This window comes from Pseudomonas sp. S1(2024) (assembly GCF_046557535.1).
In genome coordinates this window covers 19,378-41,138 of record NZ_JBKGFP010000046.1, presented here as the reverse complement: position 1 = coordinate 41,138, position 21,761 = coordinate 19,378, and the positions used below count along the sequence as shown (strand labels likewise).

20 protein-coding genes and 1 pseudogene are annotated in these 21,761 nt (G+C 62.2%); 13 read left to right on the top strand and 8 right to left on the bottom strand.

All coding sequences use genetic code 11. From position 1 onward, the window contains the following. Window positions 1-114: 114 nt before the first annotated feature. From ACLCGK_RS12890 to choX, 4 genes are all read right to left on the bottom strand, one after another. On the bottom strand, window positions 115-591 hold the full coding sequence (locus tag ACLCGK_RS12890) for a thioesterase family protein (RefSeq protein WP_085721787.1): 477 nt from the start codon (window positions 589-591) through the stop codon (window positions 115-117). A 10-nt stretch (window positions 592-601) separates the two neighbouring features. After that, window positions 602-1,567 (bottom strand): L-carnitine dehydrogenase, encoded by a 966-nt coding sequence (locus tag ACLCGK_RS12885; protein ID WP_139657352.1) that lies wholly within the window; start codon window positions 1,565-1,567, stop codon window positions 602-604. Window positions 1,568-1,585: 18 nt separating this feature from the next. Further along, a complete protein-coding gene (locus ACLCGK_RS12880) occupies window positions 1,586-2,470 on the bottom strand; it encodes a 3-keto-5-aminohexanoate cleavage protein (protein WP_015268642.1) in 885 nt (294 codons plus the stop codon). A 125-nt stretch (window positions 2,471-2,595) separates the two neighbouring features. Next, window positions 2,596-3,540 (bottom strand): choline ABC transporter substrate-binding protein, encoded by a 945-nt coding sequence (choX, locus tag ACLCGK_RS12875; protein ID WP_015268643.1) that lies wholly within the window; start codon window positions 3,538-3,540, stop codon window positions 2,596-2,598. Between the two features lie 147 nt (window positions 3,541-3,687). On the opposite strand from choX, the gene ACLCGK_RS12870 reads away from it, so the two are divergent. Further along, a complete protein-coding gene (locus ACLCGK_RS12870; protein WP_410952130.1) occupies window positions 3,688-4,650 on the top strand; it encodes a GlxA family transcriptional regulator in 963 nt (320 codons plus the stop codon). Here the strand turns inward: ACLCGK_RS12870 and ACLCGK_RS12865 are convergent. The 3 genes from ACLCGK_RS12865 to ACLCGK_RS12855 form a co-directional block, all read right to left on the bottom strand. Continuing rightward, a complete protein-coding gene (locus tag ACLCGK_RS12865) occupies window positions 4,641-5,192 on the bottom strand; it encodes a hypothetical protein (RefSeq protein WP_410952129.1) in 552 nt (183 codons plus the stop codon). The two genes, ACLCGK_RS12870 and ACLCGK_RS12865, sit on opposite strands and share 10 nt — an antisense overlap. A 66-nt stretch (window positions 5,193-5,258) precedes the next feature. Further along, on the bottom strand, window positions 5,259-5,975 hold the full coding sequence (locus ACLCGK_RS12860; RefSeq protein WP_080958440.1) for a hypothetical protein: 717 nt from the start codon (window positions 5,973-5,975) through the stop codon (window positions 5,259-5,261). Window positions 5,976-6,090: 115 nt separating this feature from the next. After that, window positions 6,091-6,492, bottom strand: coding sequence for a lysozyme inhibitor LprI family protein (locus ACLCGK_RS12855; protein WP_003257504.1), 402 nt, complete (start codon window positions 6,490-6,492; stop codon window positions 6,091-6,093). 287 nt (window positions 6,493-6,779) lie between these two features. Here ACLCGK_RS12855 and ACLCGK_RS12850 point away from each other — a divergent pair, with 287 nt between their 5' ends. From ACLCGK_RS12850 to ACLCGK_RS12820, 7 genes are all read left to right on the top strand, one after another. After that, window positions 6,780-7,757: a dipeptidase gene (locus ACLCGK_RS12850; protein WP_003257506.1), complete on the top strand. Its 978-nt coding sequence runs from the start codon at window positions 6,780-6,782 to the stop codon at window positions 7,755-7,757. A 77-nt stretch (window positions 7,758-7,834) separates the two neighbouring features. After that, the gene (locus ACLCGK_RS12845) at window positions 7,835-8,365 is read left to right on the top strand and encodes a DUF5943 domain-containing protein (RefSeq protein ID WP_013970507.1); all 531 of its coding nucleotides are present in this window, start codon (window positions 7,835-7,837) and stop codon (window positions 8,363-8,365) included. Between the two features lie 15 nt (window positions 8,366-8,380). Then, on the top strand, window positions 8,381-10,441 hold the full coding sequence (gene dgcA / locus ACLCGK_RS12840; protein ID WP_410952128.1) for a dimethylglycine demethylation protein DgcA: 2,061 nt from the start codon (window positions 8,381-8,383) through the stop codon (window positions 10,439-10,441). A 177-nt stretch (window positions 10,442-10,618) separates the two neighbouring features. Then, window positions 10,619-12,571: a dimethylglycine demethylation protein DgcB gene (gene dgcB / locus ACLCGK_RS12835; RefSeq protein WP_410952127.1), complete on the top strand. Its 1,953-nt coding sequence runs from the start codon at window positions 10,619-10,621 to the stop codon at window positions 12,569-12,571. After that, window positions 12,571-13,803, top strand: coding sequence for an electron transfer flavoprotein subunit alpha/FixB family protein (locus ACLCGK_RS12830; RefSeq protein WP_410952126.1), 1,233 nt, complete (start codon window positions 12,571-12,573; stop codon window positions 13,801-13,803). Before dgcB ends, ACLCGK_RS12830 begins: the two co-directional genes overlap by 1 nt. A gap of 10 nt (window positions 13,804-13,813) precedes the next feature. After that, a complete protein-coding gene (locus ACLCGK_RS12825) occupies window positions 13,814-14,584 on the top strand; it encodes an electron transfer flavoprotein subunit beta (RefSeq protein WP_400738071.1) in 771 nt (256 codons plus the stop codon). Window positions 14,585-15,262: 678 nt separating this feature from the next. Beyond that, window positions 15,263-16,012 (top strand): RHS repeat-associated core domain-containing protein, encoded by a 750-nt coding sequence (locus ACLCGK_RS12820; RefSeq protein ID WP_410952125.1) that lies wholly within the window; start codon window positions 15,263-15,265, stop codon window positions 16,010-16,012. Window positions 16,013-16,057: 45 nt separating this feature from the next. Here the strand turns inward: ACLCGK_RS12820 and gbcA are convergent, their stop codons facing one another. After that, window positions 16,058-17,350 (bottom strand): glycine-betaine demethylase subunit GbcA, encoded by a 1,293-nt coding sequence (gene gbcA, locus ACLCGK_RS12815; protein ID WP_410952124.1) that lies wholly within the window; start codon window positions 17,348-17,350, stop codon window positions 16,058-16,060. A gap of 294 nt (window positions 17,351-17,644) precedes the next feature. Between gbcA and gbcB the strand changes: the two genes are divergently transcribed. From gbcB to ACLCGK_RS12790, 5 genes and pseudogenes are all read left to right on the top strand, one after another. Next, window positions 17,645-18,745, top strand: coding sequence for a glycine-betaine demethylase subunit GbcB (gene gbcB / locus ACLCGK_RS12810; protein ID WP_025337388.1), 1,101 nt, complete (start codon window positions 17,645-17,647; stop codon window positions 18,743-18,745). Between the two features lie 118 nt (window positions 18,746-18,863). Further along, the gene (locus ACLCGK_RS12805) at window positions 18,864-19,571 is read left to right on the top strand and encodes an RHS repeat-associated core domain-containing protein (protein ID WP_410952123.1); all 708 of its coding nucleotides are present in this window, start codon (window positions 18,864-18,866) and stop codon (window positions 19,569-19,571) included. A gap of 342 nt (window positions 19,572-19,913) precedes the next feature. Further along, window positions 19,914-20,144: a hypothetical protein gene (locus tag ACLCGK_RS12800; RefSeq protein ID WP_003257514.1), complete on the top strand. Its 231-nt coding sequence runs from the start codon at window positions 19,914-19,916 to the stop codon at window positions 20,142-20,144. Continuing rightward, the gene (locus ACLCGK_RS12795; protein ID WP_003257516.1) at window positions 20,141-20,443 is read left to right on the top strand and encodes a cell division protein ZapA; all 303 of its coding nucleotides are present in this window, start codon (window positions 20,141-20,143) and stop codon (window positions 20,441-20,443) included. The genes ACLCGK_RS12800 and ACLCGK_RS12795 overlap by 4 nt, the downstream gene beginning before the upstream one ends. 178 nt (window positions 20,444-20,621) lie before the next feature. After that, window positions 20,622-21,695, top strand: a pseudogene (locus ACLCGK_RS12790) (cache domain-containing protein); the annotation flags it as partial. Between the last annotated feature and the right edge of the window lie 66 nt (window positions 21,696-21,761).

Sequence of the window (21,761 nt, the reverse complement as noted above, 5' to 3'; positions counted from 1 at the left end):
CCCCCCCCCCTCCCCCCCCTCCCCCCCCCCCCCCCCCCCCCCCCCCCTTCCCCCCCCCCCCCCCCCCCCCCCCCCCCCCCCCCCCCCCCGCTCCCACAGGTCATATGTTGCTGCTCAGTTTGGTGTAGGCAGGGCTATCACACGGCCGACGAACTCAGCCGGGGGCACATCCTGCTGCTCATCCACCAACCCTTGCAGCAACTCGACACTACGCTCACTGAACGGTGCCGACCTCGGCCCCGCCAGGTCCACATGCAGCAGCATCTGCTCACTGGCCGCCAGCGCTTCGGCGAACCCTGCCCGGTGCAGGCTGTGGTACGCATGCAGGCGCTTGCGATCAAAGCCGATGATCTGCGTCTGCACCCATACCTCGGTGCCCAGCTTCACTTCGTGCAGGTAGTTGATGTGCGCCTCCAGGGTGAACAGCGAGTTACCGCTCTGGCCGCGGCTGTCGGCATCCAGGCCGATGCGCTCCATCAGCGCGTCGGTGGCGTAGCTGAAGATCAGCAGGTAGTAGGCATCGCGCAGGTGCCCGTTGTAGTCGACCCAGTCCTCCTGGACCGGGGTGCGGTAGGTGATCAGTGCGGGCATCGCGGTCTCCTCAGTCGCCGAAAGCCATGCCGTGGCTGGCCTTGCTGGTCTTTACCGCTTCCAGCACTGCCAACAGGGTGTCATCACGATAGCGCTCCAGCGCGGCGATGCTGCGATCCGCCAGTTGCTCGGAGGTCCCTTCGACCACATCGTCGATCAACTTGTCGGTGAGTTCCGGCGCCGGCAGGTAGGTCCAGGGCAGTTTCAACGCCGGGCCGAACTGGGCCATGAAGTGACGCATGCCCGCATCACCACCGGCCAGGGTGTAGGTGAGGAACGTGCCCATGAACGACCAGCGCAAGCCGGCACCGAAACGGATGGCATCGTCGATCTCGCCGGTACTGGCCACGCCGTCGTTGACCAAGTGCAGTGCTTCGCGCCACAGCGCTTCGAGCAGGCGGTCGGCGATGAACCCGGGCACTTCCTTGCGTACGTGTAGCGGGCGCATGCCCAGGGCGGTGTAGATGGTCCGGGCCGCTTCGATGGCCTCGGGGGCGGTGCGGTTGCCACCGACGATTTCCACCAGCGGCAGCAGGTACACCGGATTGAACGGGTGGCCGACCACGCAGCGCTCGGGGTGGGTGGCCGACTCGTAGAACTCGCTGGGCAGCAGGCCCGAGGTGCTGGAACCGATGATCGTGTCGGGTTTGGCGGCGGCGCTGATCTTTGCGTGCAGGTCGAGCTTCAGGTCCAGGCGTTCAGGGGCGCTTTCCTGGATGAAATCGGCATCGCGGACGCATTCCTCGATGGTGGCGACGAACTTCAGGCGGTCTTGTGATGCGCCTGGTGCCAGGCCTTGCTTTTCCAGTGCCGGCCAGGCGTTGGCGATGCGCTTGCGCAAGGCCTGCTCGGCGCCTGGCGCCGGGTCCCAGGCGACCACGTCCAGGCCGTGGGCCAGGGCGCGCGCGACCCAGCCGCTGCCGATCACGCCACTACCCAGCGCGGCGAAGGTCTTGATCTCGGTGATGAAGGTCATGTTGGGCTCCTGAAAGTGTCAGCGGCGTTTGAGGTTCATCTTTTCCCGGCCTTCGGCCGGGGTCAGCACACGGGCGCCAAGGCGCGAAATGATTTCCACCGCGCGCTCGACCAACTGGCCGTTGCTGGCCAGCACGCCACGGTCCAGGTAAAGGTTGTCCTCCAGGCCCACCCGCACGTTGCCGCCCAGCAGCACCGCCTGTGCGGCCATCGGCATCTGCATGCGACCGATACCGAACCCGGCCCAGGTGACGTTTGGCGGCAAGTTGTCGGCCATCGCCTTCATGGTGGTGGTATCGGCCGGAGCGCCCCACGGGATACCCAGGCACAGCTGGAACAGCGGGTCTTCGAGCAGGCCTTCCTTCATCATCTGCTTGGCAAACCACAGGTGGCCGGTGTCGAAGATTTCCAGCTCGGCTTTTACCCCCAGCTCGGTAATGCGCTTGGCGCCGGCGCGTAGTTGTGCCGGGGTGGAGACGTAGATCGAGTTGCCGTCGCCGAAGTTGAGGGTGCCGCAGTCGAGGGTGCAGATTTCCGGCAGCAGCGCTTCGACATGGGCCAGACGCTCCAGTGGGCCGATCAGGTCGGTACCCGCGCCGAACTCCAGTGGTGTTTCACCCGGGCCGATTTCCAGGTCGCCACCCATGCCCGCGGTAAGGTTGACGATGATGTCCACGTCGGCTTCGCGGATGCGCTCCATGACTTCTCGATACAGCGCCACGTCACGGCTGAAGCGGCCGGTTTGCGGGTCGCGCACGTGGCAGTGGACCACGGTGGCGCCGGCTTTGGCGGCCTCTACGGCAGACTCGGCGATCTGCTTGGGGGTGACTGGAACAAGGTGGCTTTTCGAGGCGGTGTCGCCGGCGCCGGTGAGGGCGCAGGTGATGATGACGTCGTGGTTCATGTCGGGGTTCCTTGAGAGAGCTGTGGTGGCCTTTTCGCGGGCATGCCCGCTCCCACAGGGTCTGCGCAGACCTTGTTCTATGCGCTGTACCTGTAGGAGCAGCCTTGTGCTGCGAAGGGGGGGTGTCAGTTGGCAGTGAGCTTGAGGTTGTCAGCAGCCGGCTTGCCATCGAAGGTGGTCACACCCTCCAGCCAGCGGGCCTTGTCCTCGGGGTGGTCCTTGAGCCACTGGCGGGCCGACTCCAGCGCATCCTTGTGGTCGAGCAGCGGCTGCATCATGCGGCTCTCGTCCTCGGCGCTGAAGTTCAGGTTGGCCAGCAGGCGGTGGGCGTTGGGGCAGCGCTCGGCGTAGTCTGGCGCGGTCACCGTCCACACTGTCGCGCGGCCTTCGTCCGGGCCCAGGGCGTCCTGGCTGTCGCCCAGGTAGACCATGTCGATATTCACGTTCATCGGGTGCGGTGCCCAGCCGAAGAACACCACAGCCTCGTTGCGCCGCACCGCGCGGTCGACGGCGGCGAGCATGCCGGCCTCGCTGGACTCGACCAGCTGGAACTTGCCCAGGCCGAACTGGTTCTTGGCGATCATCGCCTTGATCTGGGTATTGGCGCCGGAGCCTGGTTCGATGCCGTAGATTTTCCCACCCAGTTCCTTCTCGAATTTGTGGATGTCGGCGAAGGTCTTCAGGCCCTTGTCGGCCAGGTACTTGGGCACCGCCAGGGTGGCGCGGGCGTCTTCCAGGCTCGGCTTGTCGAGCACCTTGACCTGTTTGGCGTCGACGAACGGTGTGATGGTCTGGGTCATGATAGGGTTCCAGTAACCCAGGAACATGTCCAGGCGCTTGTCGCGGATGCCGGCGAAGATGATCTGCTGTGAAGCGCTGGTCTGCTTGGTCTGGTAGCCAAGGCCATCGAGCAGCACCTGCGCCATGGCGCTGGTGGCGATGACGTCGGTCCAGTTGACCACGCCCAGACGGACGTTCTTGCAAGCCGCGGGCTCGGCGGCGAATAGTGGGGAAGTGGCGATGCTGCTCAGGGCAAGGGTCAACAGGCTGCGGCGGATCAAGCTGTGCATGGTGGCTCTCCATCGGCAGTGCATATTGTTATTGGGGTTCGACCTCTCTGGGTCGTATGAAGAAGCTACGCTGCTGTCAGGGTGGAAAATCGCACCCTGGCGACCAACATTTGCACGGAGGCGACCACCTTTGCCGTGGAGCATGCAATGCCGCAAATCATTCACTTCCTGTTGTTGCCCGGGTTCTCGGCCATGGGTTTCATCAGTGCCCTGGAACCACTGCGGGTGGCCAACCGCTTCAAGGGCCCGTTGTATCGCTGGCAGGTATTGAGCCTGGACGGTGGGGCGGTGCAGGCCAGCAATGGCATGTCGGTGAACGCCGACGCGGCGCTGGCGGCGGGCGAGCCTGGTGGCATCCTGCTGATCGTCGCCGGTTTCGAGCCATTGGCTTGTTATGGGTCGGCGCTGCAGCAGGCGCTACGCCGCCTGGACCATGAGGGGGTGGTTCTGGGTGGCATCGATACCGGCGCGGTGGTGCTGGCCGAGGCCGGCCTGCTCGACGGCTACCGCGCCACCGTGCACTGGGAGGCGCTGGAGGCGTTCAAGGAGAACTACCCGAGCCTGCAGGCCACCCAGGAACTGTTCGAAATTGACCGGCGGCGCATCACCTGTGCGGGCGGTACTGCCTCGATCGACCTGATGCTCGACCTGATTGCGCAATCCCATGGCAGCGAGCTGGCGGTGCAGGTTTCGGAGCAATTCGTGTTGGGCCGTATTCGGCCGCGGCAGGATCATCAGCGGATGCAGATCGCCTCACGCTATGGCATCAGCAACCGCAAGCTGGTGCAGGTGATCGGCGAGATGGAAAAGCATACCGAGCCACCGTTGAGCACATTGGAGCTGGCCGCCCGTGCCATGATCACCAGGCGTCAACTGGAGCGCTTGTTTCGCTTGTACCTGAATGATACGCCCAGTGGCTTCTATCTTGACCTGCGTCTGGACAAGGCGCGTCAGCTGCTGCGTCAGACGCAGATGAGCATCACGCAGGTCAGCGTGGCTTGTGGTTTCGAGCTGCCGTCGTACTTCACCCGCCGGTACAAAAGACGCTTTGGGCGCTGTCCGCGTGAAGAACGTCAGGCGCTCAAGCCGCAGCTGCCGGATCAGAACTGATCGAGGTCAGAAATCGCCTGGAGGCGGTTTTCGACCTGTACTCGCCGCGCCTCGAAAGCCCGGGTGTCGAGTTTCGCGCCCAGGTGGTCCAGCTGCAGGGCCACGCGCGTCCGCGGGGTATCCGGGGCGGTCGCGCAGCACAGGTGAAAGATGATCGCCAGCGGGCTGGCGCTGTCATCCAGGTCAAACTCGATGCGCAGGTGCGAGCTGGCCGAGGTGCTGCGCAGCAGGGCGAGGTCTGGCTGTTTCAAGCCATTAAGTATGTCGTTGGCAACCCGCTCGAACTTGAGGTTGCGACGTTGGGGCGCTGGAATCCAGCCGTTGAAGACGTCTTGAAACACAGCATCCGTGGGTACGCAGTTGATGCTTTTCGTCGTCCGTTCGATCAGTTCGACACCGCTGTTCTCCAGGCCCTGCAGAAAACGGCTGAACCAGCGCTGGCCATCCTGTTGGCGATCGTGAACCTGGTTGGCTTCCAGTTGCGCCAGGCGCAAGCAGGCATGAAGGTCTTCCCAGGGTTGGGTGGCAGGTTTGGTGGGCATGCTTTTGGCCCTCGCCGTAGGCGTAGGAAGGGGAACCTGGCGCCGCATGGCGGCGCCAGGTGCAGGTCAGATGTCCAATGCCAGGATGTCGAACGCCTGGCTGGCCAACTTCATCCTGACGGCTTCGCGCATGGCGTCGAAGTGGCGAACACTGAACGAGCCCTGTTGCGAGGCCCGGTATACACGGGTATTCGACTTGTCGATGATGCGGCCAGCGGACCCTGCGGTTTTCTCGGCCTTGTCATAGCTCAGCTGAACGCTGGTCATGTGCATGATCGGCAGGCCTTGCGGTGTCATCTCGCAGGCCGAAATCTGAATGGTGCTGGATTTGCCCGAAACGCTCACGCTGCTTTCTTCGAGCAGTTGCTGCGCCTTGGGTGTTTGCACGATCACTTCGAAGGAGCGTTTTACACAGCGGCTCAGGCGGTGGCTGGCGCCGATCTGGACGGTGACGATCTGCGGCACCAGGGTGGCCAGCGTGTGGGTGTCCTTGTCGATTGCCTCCTCGACATGGGCGGCGCCGGTCAGCGTCCAGCCGAACTTGCCCAGGCCGTCGTTGTAGAAGTTGTACCACTCGCGCTGCTGGGTTTCCTTGTCGAACTTCTTGTTTGCCGACAGGTTCATCAAGCGCATGCCATCGAGCACGTCTTCGGCAACGCTGGCAGGTACATCCGGGGCAAAGATGCAGACGGTGTTGGCAACCATGACGGCGCGTTCTTCGCCTTCTTTCTTCAGGGCGGCAATGGCGCTGTTCATGTCGGTCTTGCTGATAGTAGAGGTCATGTCTTGGTTTCCGATCGAGTTCATCATCGGCACCTCGGGTGAGGCGCCGGGGACGCACTTTGGTTCGGATCGTCAAGACAGATAAGCCGAAAGCCTTTCCTGCCGAGGAACTCCCTTACTGCTGGCCGATGGACTGCAGGTACTCCGAGCGGTCATCGCTGCGTTGTGCCACGCAGGTGTTCCACGCTGCTTCGAACGCCTTGCTGCCCGGTTTCTCGGCATAGGTTTCGACCTTGCAGTCGGCATCGCGCAGTTGCGTCCACAGTTTCTCGGCCGCCTCCATACGCCCGGCCAAGGCGTCTGCCTTGTCGCCTTCGTCGGCGTACTGGTCGCGAATGCGCTGTATCAGGTCGTCATACGCCGACTTAAGTTCACGCTCGGCCGTCTGCTTGTTGAACGCCGCGCAAGCGAATGTCTGCTGGTCGGTCTCGACGTTGTCGCACGGGGTGCTTTCTTCCTCGCCGGCCTGGGCGCCCGATACGACAGCCAGCAGTACCAGCCATGCCATTGATTTCATCCGTTTTCTCCTCAACAAGGCTGACGAATCGGCTGGATTCTCGCTCAGCCGCCGACAAGACGATAGCTCCCTGAAGAAATGTTCATGAAACGGCCGGAAATGTCGTTATCGAGACTGTCTCTCATCGCCAGACGGCGCGCCAGAGGGCGCGATGTCGCGCATTGACGCTTTCGGCAAACCCCCTGTCGTTTTTGCATCGGGGCGCCTTTGGGCACAGGCATATGCTGGCCCCAAAGCGCCGGCAATAAGGTTTGGCGCAAACCCATTCAATAAAAGGGGACAGCCTGATGAGCCCAGCCGAACTTCACGCCGACAGCATCGTCATCGACGGCCTGATCATTGCCAAATGGAACCGCGAGCTGTTCGAAGACATGCGCAAAGGCGGGCTGACTGCGGCCAACTGTACGGTGTCGGTCTGGGAAGGCTTCAAGGCTACCGTCGACAACATCGCCGCCAGCCAGAAGCTGATCCGCGATAACAGCGACCTGGTGATGCCGGTACGCACCACCGCCGACATCCGCAAGGCCAAGGAACTGGGCAAGACCGGCATTCTCTTCGGCTTCCAGAACGCCCACGCCTTCGAAGACCAGATCGCCTACGTCGACGTGTTCAAGCAGCTGGGCGTGGGTATCGTGCAGATGTGCTACAACACCCAGAACCTGGTCGGTACCGGTTGCTACGAGCGAGACGGCGGCCTGTCGGGCTTCGGTCGCGAGATCGTTGCCGAAATGAACCGCGTCGGCATCATGTGCGACCTGTCCCACGTGGGCTCCAAGACCTCCGAAGAAGTCATCCTCGAGTCGAAAAAGCCGGTCTGCTACTCGCACTGCCTGCCTTCGGGCCTGAAAGAGCACCCGCGCAACAAGTCGGACGAAGAGCTGAAGTTCATCGCCGACCACGGCGGTTTCGTCGGCGTGACCATGTTCGCGCCGTTCCTGGCCAAGGGCATCGACTCGACCATCGACGACTACGCCGAAGCCATCGAGTACACCATGAACATCGTCGGTGAAGACGCCATCGGTATCGGTACCGACTTCACCCAGGGCCACGGCCAGGACTTCTTCGAATACCTGACCCACGACAAGGGCTACGCCCGTCGCCTGACCAACTTCGGCAAGATCATCAACCCGCTGGGCATCCGCACTGTGGGCGAATTCCCCAACCTCACCGAAACCTTGCTCAAGCGCGGCCACTCCGAGCGCGTGGTGCGCAAGATCATGGGTGAGAACTGGGTCAACGTCCTCAAGGACGTGTGGGGCGAGTAAGCCGCTCTCCAAGCCTGAAAGCCCCTGCCAGCAACGCCGGGGCATCCCGATAAAAAATTTTATGGAGTTGAGTTTCCATGGCCAAGATCGCCCCGCAATTGCCAATCGAAGTAGACAGCGAGACCGGTGTCTGGACCAGCGACGCCTTGCCGATGCTGTATGTGCCGCGCCATTTCTTCGTCAACAACCACATGGGCATCGAAGAAGTCCTGGGCGCCGACAAGTACGCCGAGATCCTCTACAAGGCCGGCTACAAGTCCGCCTGGCACTGGTGTGAAAAAGAGGCCGAGTGCCATGGCCTGGAAGGCGTGGCGGTGTTCGAGCACTACATGAAGCGCCTGAGCCAGCGTGGCTGGGGCCTGTTCGAAATCCAGGACATCGACCTCGACAAAGGCACCTGCAGCGTCAAGCTCAAGCACTCCGCGTTCGTGTACGTCTATGGCAAGTGCGGCCGCAAGGTCGACTACATGTTCACCGGCTGGTTCGCCGGCGCCATGGACCAGATTCTCGCTGCCCGCGGCAGCTCGATCCGCACTGTGGCCGAACAGGTCTATGGCGGGTCGGAAGAAGGCCACGAAGATGGCCTGTTCGTTACAAAGCCGTTGTAAGCCGGAGATAGCGTCATGGCATTCGAAGCAATGTTCCAGCCGATCCAGATCGGCAAACTGACCATCCGCAACCGTGTGCTCAGCACCGCGCACGCCGAGGTCTACGCCACTGACGGCGGCATGACGACCGACCGCTACGTGAAGTACTACGAAGAAAAGGCCAAGGGCGGTATCGGCCTGGCGATCTGCGGCGGCTCGTCGGTGGTGGCCATCGACAGCCCGCAGGAGTGGTGGGCGTCGGTCAACCTGTCGACCGACCGCATCATCCCGCACTTCCAGAACCTGGCCGACGCCATGCACAAGCATGGCGCCAAGATCATGATCCAGATTACCCACATGGGCCGTCGCTCGCGCTGGGACGGCTTCAACTGGCCGACCCTGATGTCGCCGTCGGGTATCCGTGAACCCGTGCACCGCGCCACCTGCAAGACCATCGAGGTGGAAGAGATCTGGCGCGTGATCGGCAACTATGCGCAAGCTGCCCGCCGTGCGAAGGAAGGCGGCCTGGACGGCGTGGAACTGTCGGCCGTGCACCAGCACATGATCGACCAGTTCTGGAGCCCACGGGTCAACAAGCGTACCGACGAATGGGGCGGCACCTTCGAAGGCCGCATGAAGTTCGGCCTGGAAGTACTGAAGGCCGTGCGCGCCGAAGTCGGTGACGACTTCTGCGTGGGCATGCGTATCTGTGGCGACGAATTCCACCCCGATGGCCTCAGCCACGAGGACATGAAGCAGATCGCTGCCTACTATGACGCCACCGGCATGCTCGACTTCATCGGCGTGGTCGGCTCGGGTTGCGACACCCACAACACCCTGGCCAACGTCATCCCGAACATGAGCTACCCGCCGGAGCCGTTCCTGCACCTGGCGGCCGGCATCAAGGAAGTGGTCAAGGTACCGGTGCTGCACGCGCAGAACATCAAGGACCCGAACCAGGCTACCCGTATCCTCGAAGGTGGCTACGTGGACATGGTCGGCATGACCCGTGCGCACATAGCCGACCCGCACCTGATCGCCAAGATCAAGATGGGCCAGATCGACCAGATCAAGCAGTGCGTCGGTGCCAACTACTGCATCGACCGCCAGTACCAGGGCCTGGATGTGCTGTGCATCCAGAACGCCGCGACCTCCCGTGAATACATGGGCGTGCCGCACATCATCGAGAAGACCACCGGTGCCAAGCGCAAGGTGGTGGTGGTTGGTGCCGGCCCGGCCGGCATGGAAGCGGCCCGTGTGGCTGCCGAACGTGGCCACGACGTGACCCTGTTCGAGAAGAAGGAGCAGATTGGCGGGCAGATCACCATCGCCGCCAAGGCGCCGCAGCGTGACCAGATCGCCGGTATCACCCGTTGGTACCAGCTGGAGCTGGCGCGCCTGAAGGTCGACCTGCGCCTGGGCACCGCCGCCGACGTGGCTGCCATTCAGGACCTGCGCCCCGACATCATCGTGCTGGCGGTAGGTGGGCATTCCTTCCTGGAGCAGAACGAGCACTGGGGCGCCGCCGAAGGGCTGGTAGTCAGCAGCTGGGACGTGCTCGACGGCAAGGTTGCGCCGGGCAAGAACGTGCTGGTGTACGACACCATCTGCGAGTTCACTGGCATGTCGGTGGCTGACTTCATCGCCGACAAGGGCAGCCAGGTCGAGATCGTCACCGACGACATCAAGCCAGGCGTGGCCATGGGCGGTACAACCTTCCCGACCTACTACCGCAGCATGTATCCGAAAGAAGTGATCATGACCGGCGACATGATGCTGGAAAAGGTCTACCGCGAAGGCGACAAGCTGGTGGCGGTGCTGGAAAACGAATACACCGGTGCCAAGGAAGAGCGCGTGGTCGACCAGGTGGTGGTGGAGAACGGCGTGCGTCCTGACGAGCAGCTGTACTACGCACTGAAGGAAGGTTCGCGCAACAAAGGCCAGATCGACGTGGAGGCGCTGTTCGCCATCAAGCCACAGCCGATCCTCAGCCAGCCGGGCGAAGGCTACCTGCTGTACCGCATCGGCGACTGCGTGGCCCAGCGCAACGTGCATGCGGCGATCTACGACGCCTTGCGCCTGTGCAAGGACTTCTGATCGAGAAAAATCGTCGCCACCGGGCGCGGTCCCTGTGGGAGCGGGTTCACCCGCGAAAGCGTCAGCACAAGCAACAGAGTTGTCTGATCTGACGCATTCGCGGGTAAACCCGCTCCTACAAGGGGCCAATCCCACCTTCAGAGTGGCGCAAGAATCCAGCTGTTGTGGGAGCCTCCCATGTTGAACACCCTTCTACCAATCCTGCTGTTCGCTGCCCTTGGCCTGGCAGTGCTCGGCGCCCTGCGCCGGGTGCGCATGTGGCGGCGTGGCCGGCCGTCCAAGGTCAACCTGATCGGCGGCCTGCTGGCCATGCCACGCCGCTACCTGGTGGACCTGCACCATGTGGTCGAGCGCGACAAGTACATGTCCAAGACCCACGTGGCTACCGCTGGCGGCTTCGTGCTGTCGGCCGTACTGGCGATCCTCGTGCACGGCTTCGGCCTGCAGAGCAAGATCCTCGGCTACGCGTTGCTGGTGGCCACGGTGATCATGTTCAGCGGCGCCATCTTCGTCTTCAAGCGCCGCCTCAACCCGCCTTCGCGCCTGTCCAAGGGCCCGTGGATGCGCCTGCCGAAGAGCTTGCTGGCGTTTGCCGCTAGCTTCTTTATCGCCACCTTGCCGGTTGCCGGCATCCTGCCGGCCAACACCGGTGGCTGGGTGATGGTGGGCATTCTCGGCCTGGGCGTGCTGTGGGGCGTGTCGGAGCTGTTCTTCGGCATGACCTGGGGCGGCCCGATGAAACACGCCTTCGCCGGTGCCCTGCACCTGGCCTGGCACCGCCGCGCCGAACGCTTTGGCGGCGGCCGTTCCACCGGCCTCAAGCCGCTGGACCTGGAAGACCCGAACGCGCCGCTGGGCGTGGAAAAGCCGGTGGACTTCACCTGGAACCAGCTGCTGGGCTTCGACGCCTGCGTGCAATGTGGTAAATGCGAAGCCATGTGCCCGGCCTTTGCCGCCGGCCAGCCGCTGAACCCGAAAAAGCTCATCCAGGACATGGTCATCGGCCTGGCCGGTGGCACCGACGCGCAGTTCGCCGGCAGCCCATACCCGGGCAAACCGATCGGTGAGCATGGCGGCCACCCGCACCAGCCGATCGTCAATGGCCTGGTCGACGCCGAAACGCTGTGGTCGTGCACCACCTGCCGTGCCTGCGTCGAGGAATGCCCGATGATGATCGAGCACGTCGATGCCATCGTCGACATGCGTCGTCACCTCACCCTGGAAAAAGGCGCCACCCCGAACAAGGGCGCCGAAGTGCTGGACAACCTGATCGCTACCGACAACCCGGGCGGCTTCGCCCCTGGCGGGCGCATGAACTGGGCCGCCGACCTCAACCTGCAACTGCTGTCGGAGGTGAAAACCACCGAGGTGCTGTTCTGGGTCGGTGACGGTGCCTTCGACATGCGCAACCAGCGCACCCTGCGCTCGTTCGTCAAAGTGCTCAAGGCGTCGGGCGTGGACTTTGCCGTGCTCGGCCTGGAAGAGCGCGACAGCGGCGACGTGGCGCGCCGTCTGGGCGATGAAGCGACCTTCCAGCAATTGGCTAAACGCAATATCCAGACCCTGGCCAAGTACAAGTTCCAGCGCATCGTCACCTGCGACCCACACAGCTTCCATGTGCTGAAAAACGAGTACGGCGCCCTGGGCGGCGACTATCAGGTGCAGCACCACAGCACCTACATCGCCGAACTGATCGCGGCCAACAAGCTCAACCTCGGCCAGCACAAGGGCGGCAGCGTCACCTACCACGACCCGTGCTACCTGGGCCGTTACAACGGTGAGTACGAAGCTCCGCGTGCCGTGCTCAAGGCCCTGGGTATCGAAGTGCGCGAGATGCAGCGCTCGGGCTTCCGTTCCCGTTGCTGCGGCGGTGGTGGCGGTGCGCCGATCACCGACATCCCTGGCAAGCAGCGTATCCCGGACATGCGCATGGACGACATCCGCGAGACCGAGGCCGAGCTGGTGGCCGTGGGTTGCCCACAATGCACCGCCATGCTTGAAGGTGTGGTCGAACCGCGCCCGCAGATCAAGGACCTGGCCGAACTGGTGGCCGACGTGCTGATCGAAGAGGACGCGCCCTCTGCCCCAAAGCCGCAAACGGCCAAACGTGAACCTGCGGAGGTGCACTGATGAGCGACATTATCCGCCGCGACCCACGCGCCGAGTGGATCGCCCGTAACCGTCTGCACCCGCTGCATGCAGCGATGCAGACGCAGCAGACCAGCTGGATGGGGCCCAACGGCCTCATCCGCAAGAACCCCCATGCGATTGCCGCAGGCTTCATCGGCCCGGCCGGCATCAAGCGCATCGACCGCAGCGGCGCCCAGCAGGGCACCGCCGTGGGCGGGCGACGCACGGCGGCGGCCGAGGTCAAGCTGCCGCTGCACCAGGTGCCGGCGCCGGCGTTCTACATCGCCGTGGTGCCGGACATGGTCGGTGGCCGCCTGAGCAGCCACGACCGCGACCTGCTCGGCCTGGCCCACAGCCTGGCCGGCAGCGACGGTGCGGTGCTGGCAGTGGTGTTTGGCGAGCACAAGGAAAGCAACTTTTCCACAGCCGGGGTCGACCGCCTGCTGGTCATCGAAGGCGAGGCGTTCGAAGGTTATGCACCGGAGCAACTGGTACAAGGCCTGCGGGCTGTGGATAACCAGTTCACCCCGCGCCACTGGCTGCTGCCCGACAGCCGCACCGGTGGTGGCGAACTGGGCCGACGCCTGGGCGCGGCACTGGGCGAGCGCCCGGCAACGCGGGTATGGCAGGTCAAGGACGGCCAGTGCATCGGCCGAGCCGGTGCCGGCCAGCAAGACCTGCAGCGCGCCGTACCACGCTTGATCCTGGCGGCGGCCGAGTGCGCCGAGCCGGTCAGCGAAACCCGTCACGAAGCGCTGCCGGTGGAGTTGTCCACAAGCATGGCGCGCAGCCTGTCGCGCATCGAAGACCTCGGCTCGGTGGCCGTGGACCCGGCCACCATTGCCATGGCTGAAGCCGAGTTCATCGTCTCGGGCGGCAACGGGGTCAAGGACTGGGACCTGTATCACAAGGCCACCGCGGCCCTTGGCGCCACCGAAGGCGCCTCGCGGGTGGCGGTCGACGACGGCTTCATGCCGCGCAACCGCCAGGTGGGTGCCACCGGTACCTGGGTTACCGCGCGGGTCTACGTGGCTGTGGGTATCTCGGGCGCGATCCAGCACCTGCAGGGCATCGGCGCCTGCGACAAGGTGGTTGCTATCAACATGGACCCGGGCTGCGACATGATCAAACGGGCCGACCTGTCGGTGATTGGTGACAGTTCGGCGATTCTCCAGGCGCTGATCGAGGCTGTGGACAACTACCGCAGCGGCGGCCAGCGCGACGCCGCATAAGGGCACGAGCATGAGTACGAAAGTGATCAGCCTGGTTTCCATCGGTGCCCACCCCAGCTCCGGCCGCGCTCGCCGCGCCGAGCAGGATGCGCGCGCCGTGGAGCTGGGCTTGCAGCTGGCTGGGGATAACTTGCAGGTGGTGCATGCCGGCGACCCACGGGAAGAGGCGCTGCGCGCCTACCTGGGGATGGGCCTGGACCATCTGGATGTGCTGGAGCAGCCGGCTGGTGCCGACGTGCTGGGCGTGCTCGGGGATTACCTGCGCGATGCCGGGGCACAGCTGGTGCTGACCGGTAGCCAGGCCGAGACCGGCGAAGGGTCGGGCATGTTGCCGTTCCTGCTGGCCGAAAAGCTCGGCTGGCCGCTGATCGTGGGGTTGGCTGAAGTGGAGTCGATCGACAACGGCACCGCCCAGGTATTGCAGGCGCTGCCGCGCGGTCAGCGGCGTCGGCTGAAGGTGCGCCTGCCGTTGCTGGCGACTGTGGATAACGCTGCGCCCAAGCCGCGCCAGAGCGCTTTCGGGCCGGCGCGTCGGGGGGTGTTGGCGGCACGCAACGTGGCTATCGTCGATGACGAACTGCTGGCCGAAGCCGAACTGCAGCCAGCCCGCCCACGGCCCAAGCGGCTTAAGGTGATCAAGGCCAAGAGCGGTGCCGACCGGATGAAGGCAGCGACGGCCAAGGCCAGTGGCGGCGGTGGCAAGGTGCTGAAGGACGTTTCTCCGCAGGAAGGCGCCGAGGCCATTCTCAAGCTGCTGGTGGAAGAGGGCGTGCTGCGCTAGAGCCTCACGCGGTCCCGGTGTAGGAGCGGCCTTGTGTCGCGATGGGCTGCGCAGCAGCCCCGGTTATCTTGATTCGTAGTCGAGATCCTGGGGCCGCGCTGCGGCCCATCGCGACACAAGGCCGCTCCTACATTCCATACACAGCCTCGATCGGTCGCTTTTGCCCACCAAATCTGTTCGCCAAGGTGTGGATAAAGTGTTGGCGCATGGCCGCAGCCCCTGTATCACGTGGCCTCCAAGCTTTTGATCAAAAAACGATCAGTCTTATCCCTGCCTTCGCATGCAAAGCACGGCAGCACCCTGCTGATTTTGCCCACAATCGCTGTTAGCCGGTCTGTGGATAATCTGTTCGGCATCACCTGTAAGCGGCGTAGTAAAAGGTTTTGACAGATTTGTTCGAAAATTGATCAATCCCGCCTGAATCCTGCGCGATGCCTGAAAATCAGGCCTTTAAGTCACTTATCAACAGGGCGATTGCAGAAAATTCATCGGTTGCCCACAAACTCTGTTGGTGTCTCTGTGGACAAGGTGTATGAAGTCCGCTGTAGCCCAATGAACATGGGATCTTGGCTGATATGGTCAAATAATGATCAGGGGCCTACCTGACATTTTTGCCAGTACGCAAATCTCCAACCAACCATTACCGTATCCACAGATCTTCGTATTTGTGAATAACTCATGGCGACATACCTGCTCAATGTCGATCGGCAGCAATCTGTACTGGGAACGCATCCCGGTGGCCCGCGTGCCTATGCGCCTTATGGAGTCATGAGCGCCGCCTGCGCACCAGGGCTGGCATTCTGTGGAGAGTATCGGGACCCAGTGACCGGGAATTACCCACTGGGAAATGGCCATCGTACCTACACACCCTCGCTGATGCGTTTCCAGTCGCCGGACACGCGAAGCCCGTTCGACGAAGGCGGGCTCAACGCTTATGTCTACTGTCTTGGTGAGCCGGTCAACCATCGCGATCCCACAGGGCAAAAGGCAGAGGATTACGTGCTGCCAGTGCTAAGTATCCTTACCAACCTGTTAGCTGTGTTCATCAGCGCGCTACGATTCAGAGCTTTCGTCAAGCAGGTGGGCGCTAGTCGAAGAATTGCCGTGGAAAGCCTTTCACCGTCGATTATGCCGCCAACACGACAGGAATGGGCTTTGTCCAGCGTCAGTGCGGTCGCTGGCGTTGCGGGGTTGACCATTGGTTTTGTGAGAACGGCCGATCCTGAAAACAACTGGCAGACATGGGCCTTGGCTGCGCTGACCGTTGTGTCGCTCGCAACGACGGGCTATGAGGCTTGGGGGCTGGCTCGGGAGAAGCCATGGAAACCGGGCACGCCTGTCCCTGTGAGGCGGCGAGAATCTCCGCCTCCCGCAGATGTGAACACTTCAGCGGCCGGCATCAGACAGAGGGAAGTAACCCCATTTTAGAAACACGGATAGCGACATCTGTCGCTATCCGCTTATCCCGGGCAGTTACTGCGCCTGCACTTCTTTCAGGTAAGGCGCAGGTTCCGCGCCCAGATTGTTCAGCAAGCGCTGGCTATACCAGTCAATGAAGTTGACCACGCCAAACTCGTAGGTCTTCGAGTAAGGCCCAGGCTGATACGCAGTGGAGTTGATCCCACGCTGGTTCTCTTCAGCCAAACGACGGTCCTGATCGTTGGTTGCGTCCCAGACCTTGCGCATCTGCTCAGGGTCGTAGTCCACGCCTTCCACGGCATCCTTGTGCACCAGCCACTTGGTGGTGACCATGGTTTCCTGGGCGCTGATCGGCCACACGGTGAACACGATCATGTGGTCGCCCATGCAGTGGTTCCAGGAGTGTGGCAGGTGCAGGATGCGCATCGAGCCCAGGTCCGGGTTCTTGATGCGGCCCATCAGCTTCTTGCATGCCTGCTTGCCATCCATGGTCATCGACACGGTCCCCTTGAGCAGCGGCATGCGCACGATACGGTTACGCAGGCCATGGCTCTTGTGCAGGTACGGGATCTTCTCGGCTTCCCAGGCAGCGGCGGAGGCGGCTACGTGGTCCTTGAAGGCCTGGTCGGCGCGAGGGTCGTTGGTGTCGTCCCACTCCAGCAGGGTTTTCAGCAGTTCAGGGTGCGACCCATTGCAGTGGTAGCACTCGCGGTTGTTTTCCAGCACCAGTTTCCAGTTGGCCTTTTCCATCAAGGTGGTTTGTACCGCCACCTTGGTGTTTTCCATGTCGTACGGTTCCATGTAGTGGTCCAGGGTGGCCAGGAACTCGTCGATGGCGGGCGGGTTTTCCGCCAGGCTGATGAAGATGTAGCCGCCAGCGACCTTCACGTTCACAGGCTTCAGGCCATACTGGTTCATGTCGAAGTCGGCACCCATTTCGGTACCGGCGAACAGCAGGCGGCCGTCCAGCTCGTAGGTCCACTGGTGGTACGGGCAGACCAGCTTGGCCACCTTGCCCTTGTCGCTGACGCACAGGCGCGAACCGCGGTGGCGGCAGACGTTGTGGAAGGCGTGCACCTTACCTTCGGCGCCACGCACCACGATGATCGGGTTCTTGCCGATCTGCAGGGTGATGTAGTTGCCCTTGGCCGGGATCTCGCAGGTCATGCCGGCGATCAGCCACTCCTTGTGGAAGATCTCCTGCATGTCGATCTGGAACAGACGCTCGTCGGTGTAGAAAGGCTGGGGCAGCGAGTAGGTGCGCTCGCGGGTCTGCAGCATCTCGGCGGTGGCCTTGCGTGCAGGTTCCAGTGGATCGCCCAGGCTCAGGGTTGCGGTGACGTCCATCGTGTATTCCTCGGGGCCGTGTGCGGCCGGCAAAAGGTGGCTAATCGTTGTTGTGGTGCCGCAAGGCTGCTCATCAGAAACAGCTAGTTGTTTTGCCGTGGAGTGTGCGTCCGAAGGCGTCATGAACCGTATCCATGGGCGACATGGCCGATTTGAATTACGACGCGCCAGCCCTTGCAGTGCGGGGCTGGTCGCGATAAGCACGCCGATGTCGCTGGCAGGAATGTACGTCGTCTTCAGCTTGCGCATTATCCAAGCCATAAAACGGCCAATAGTCGGCTGCTGGAGATGAACATGTCCGATACCTTCCTCAATCCGGTCACTACCCAGACCTGGGCCAACGGCCGTCACATCGTGCGCTGCGTCAAGGTCATCCAGGAGACCTGGGACGTGCGCACCTTCTGCTTCATGGCCGATCAACCGATCATGTTCTTCTTCAAGCCGGGGCAGTTCGTCACCCTGGAGCTGGAGATCGAAGGCAAGCCGGTGATGCGCTCCTACACCATCTCCAGTTCACCCTCGGTGCCCTACAGCTTCTCGATCACGGTCAAGCGCGTACCGGGCGGCCTGGTGTCCAACTTCCTTCACGACACCATGCACGAAGGCGCCGAGCTGCCAGTGCATGGCCCGGTGGGGCTGTTCAACGCCATCGATTTCCCGGCGCAGAAGGTGCTGTACCTTTCCGGCGGTGTCGGGATCACACCGGTCATGTCGATGGCCCGCTGGTTCTACGACACCAACGGCAATGTCGACATGGTGTTCGTGCACAGCGCCCGTTCGCCGAAGGACATCATCTACCATCGTGAACTGGAGCAGATGGCCTCGCGCATCCCCAATTTCAGCCTGCACATCATTTGTGAAAAGCATGGCCTGGGTGAGCCGTGGGCGGGTTATCGCGGTTACCTCAACCAGCGCCTGATGGAGCTGATCGCGCCGGACTACATGGACCGTGTGGTGTTCTGCTGCGGCCCGACGCCATACATGACTGCGGTCAAGCGTATGCTCGAAGCGGTCGGCTTCGACATGAAGAACTATCACGAGGAATCGTTCGGTGCGACGCCGCCCGAGGCCAAGGCCGATGCGGTGGAGCATGCCGAGCAGGCTGCCGACGCGCCGGAACTGGATGTGGCCGACCTCAACCTGGTGGAGTTCATCGGCAGCGAGAAGAGCATCCGCATCGCCCCGGGCGAGACCGTGCACGCGGCGGCGGCCAAGGTTGGCCTGATGATCCCGAAAGCCTGCGGTATGGGCATTTGCGGCACCTGCAAGGTGCTCAAGCTGGGCGGCGAAGTGGAGATGGAACACAACGGCGGCATTACCGAAGAGGACGAAGCCGAGGGCTACATCCTGTCGTGCTGCAGCGTGCCGAAAGGGGATGTGCGGATCGATTACTGATCCGGTGTTCCCAGGGCCGCAAAGCGGCCCTGTTCTGTTTCACAACTGGTATTTCCGACAGTTCCAGATTACCCGAGGTACCAAATAGAATTGCCTCAGTCCTCTTTGAGTATTGAGCATGAACCGTTGCCATTTGCTAGTTGTGGATATGAGCGGTTCAGTGTTTTACGGCAGCCACTGCAGAACACACGGCGCATATGACCCCTATGGTGCACATCCAGGCAATGCTGCTTGGGTACTCGCATTTAATGGCGAGCGCCGAGATAACCTCACAGGCTTTTATCTGCTCGGCAATGGCAGAAGAGCATATAGCTCCGCATCAAGGCGATTCTTGTCTGCAGACCAGCTGAGCCCATTTTCCAAGGGGGGTATCAATGCTTATGCCTATTGCTTGGGAGATCCGGTTAACAGGCAAGATCCGAGCGGAGCATTCAGCATTCTCTCGTTTCTCAAAAGCGCGATATGGCTAGGCTCGCGGATTAAAGCAGCTTGGGCTCGTCCAGCTGGATTGAAGGTGTTGGCTGAAGCGGCTAAATGGACGGCCGGTATCGGAGGCAGCCTGGCTTTTTACGGAGTACCTGGTGGTAAAGAGTTGGCGACTGCTGGGAGTATTGTTAAGGCCGGGTTAAAAGGATTTTCGGTCGGCAGGTCGCTGAAGAAACAGGTTGAGAATAGTTTTGGGCCTCTCATGATGGATTTGGCTGGGGCTGAATTTTCGCCCTTCGTTGGCCCTACCACCGCCAGCGAGTCTCCAAGCCCCTTGGAGCTTGCTGAACAGATCAGGGCTGCATCTCGCCAACCCATTAAAGTCCAAGGCAAGGCGTGACAATTCTGCAGTCACCGCACGGGCCTGTTGCGCCCCGGTAGCACTCTGCACCGACAGGTCATTGATGTTCGCCAGGTTGCGTCCACTTTCCGCGCCACTTCTTCCACAGCGCTGATCATCTCCATGAGGGTGCTGGCCGCCTGTTCGATTTCGTTGTTCTGCTGCTGGCCACGGGCGCTTTCGTCAGTCCTTTTCCTGACCGGCGGTTGACCCAGGTCGGAACAAGGGGCCGGCTACTCTGTCAATCTGCGGGTTAGACACTTTGTGAATCCGATATTTAATGGCGATGGGCCGCACTTTTCTTTATCGTGTGCGCCCCTCGCAACAACCTGAGATAGACCCATGCTGGAAGCTTCCCTGAATCAAATCGAGCAACTGGTCAGCGACCTGATGCAGAAGAACGCTCAACTCACCGAGCAGAACGCCGCCCTAGGTCAGGAACTGGCCCAGGCCAAGGAAGAGAACGAAACCCTGCAGCTGTCGCTGATGGAGCAGGAAGAGAAGAACGGCAGCACCGCCGCACGCCTGCAGGCCCTGCTCGAGCGCGCCAACGCCGGCGTCGTAGGCGCATGACACTTCGAGCGCAGCCGATCAATGTCGTGTCGATCCTCGGCAACGACTATTCGATCAAGGCGCCTGAAGGCCAGGAAGCGACCCTGGCCCAGGCGGTGCAGATGCTCAACACCGCCCTGGCCCAGACCAAGCGTCAGTACCCGACCCTGATCGGCGACAAGCTGCTGGTGCTGGCCGCACTGAACCTGTGTTCGCGGCAGATCGAGCTGCAGGATGAGCACCGCAAGACGCTGGAGCGTACCCAGGCGCAGATCGATGCCACGGTGGACGCCATCGTGCGGACCATAGCCGAACAATAAGGCCTTGCATCGACCTCTGTGGGAGCGGATTCACCCGCGAATGCGTCAGTGCATTCAGCATCGCATTCGCGGGTAAACCCGCTCCCACAGGGTGTCTGATTGCTTCAGGTCACTGGATTAACTGGATACGCAAGTGTATACACTTTCCGCAAAACAATAATTATGCGGGGAGTAGGGCATGCGTATCTGGCGTAAGAGCATCCAGTGGCAGTTGATCTCCAGCATGGGCGCAGCCCTGCTGGCGAGCATCCTGGTGGTGGTCATCATTTTCACGGTGGCGTTAAACCGTCTCACCGAACGCTATCTGGTCGATACCGCGCTGCCCGCCAGCATCGAGGCCATCCGCAACGACATCGAGCGCATGCTCGGCCAGCCGCTGGTGGCGGCGGCGGATATTGCCGGCAACACCCTGCTGCGCGACTGGCTTGCCGCCGGTGAAGACCCCGCCCATGCCGCTCCATTCATCGAATACCTGACCGCCGCCAAGCAGCGCAACCAGGCCTTCACCACTTTGTTCGTCTCGACCGACACCGGCCACTACTACAACGAGAATGGCCTGGACCGTACCCTCAGCCGCAGCAACCCCAAGGACAAATGGTTCTACGGCTACATCGACAGCGGTGCCGAACGCCTGATCAACATCGACATCGACGGTGCCACCGGCGAGCTCGCGCTGTTCATCGATTATCGCGTGGAAAAGAATGGCCAACTGGTCGGTGTGGCCGGTATGGGCCTGCGCATGACCGAACTGTCGAAGCTGATCCATGACTTCAAATTTGGCGAACACGGGAAGGTGTTCCTGGTGCGTAACGATGGCCTGATCCAGGTTCATCCGGACGCTGCCTTCAGCGGCAAACGCCAGCTCACCGAACAGCTCGGCGCGGATGCTGCCAAGGTGCTGATGACTGGCGGCGAAGGCCTGCGCAGCAGCCGCTTCAGCCGTGACGGCGAAAGCTACCTGGCGCTCGGCCTGCCCCTTCGCGACCTCAACTGGACCCTGGTGGCCGAGGTGCCCGAGGAGGAAATCTACGCGCCAATGCACCAGGCGGTATGGCTGACCAGCCTGATCGGTGGTGCCGTGGCCCTGGTGTCGCTGTTGCTAATGGTGCTGCTGGCGCGTGGCCTGGTGCGGCCGATCCGCCGCGTGACAGCGGCGTTGGTGCAGATTGGCAGTGGCGCGGGTGACCTGAGCCATCGGCTGGACGATTCACGCCAGGACGAACTGGGTGACCTGGCGCGTGGTTTCAACCGCTTCCTCGACAGCCAGCGCCGGTTGATCGGCGAGGTATTGCACACTTCCGAGCGGCTGCACCTGGCG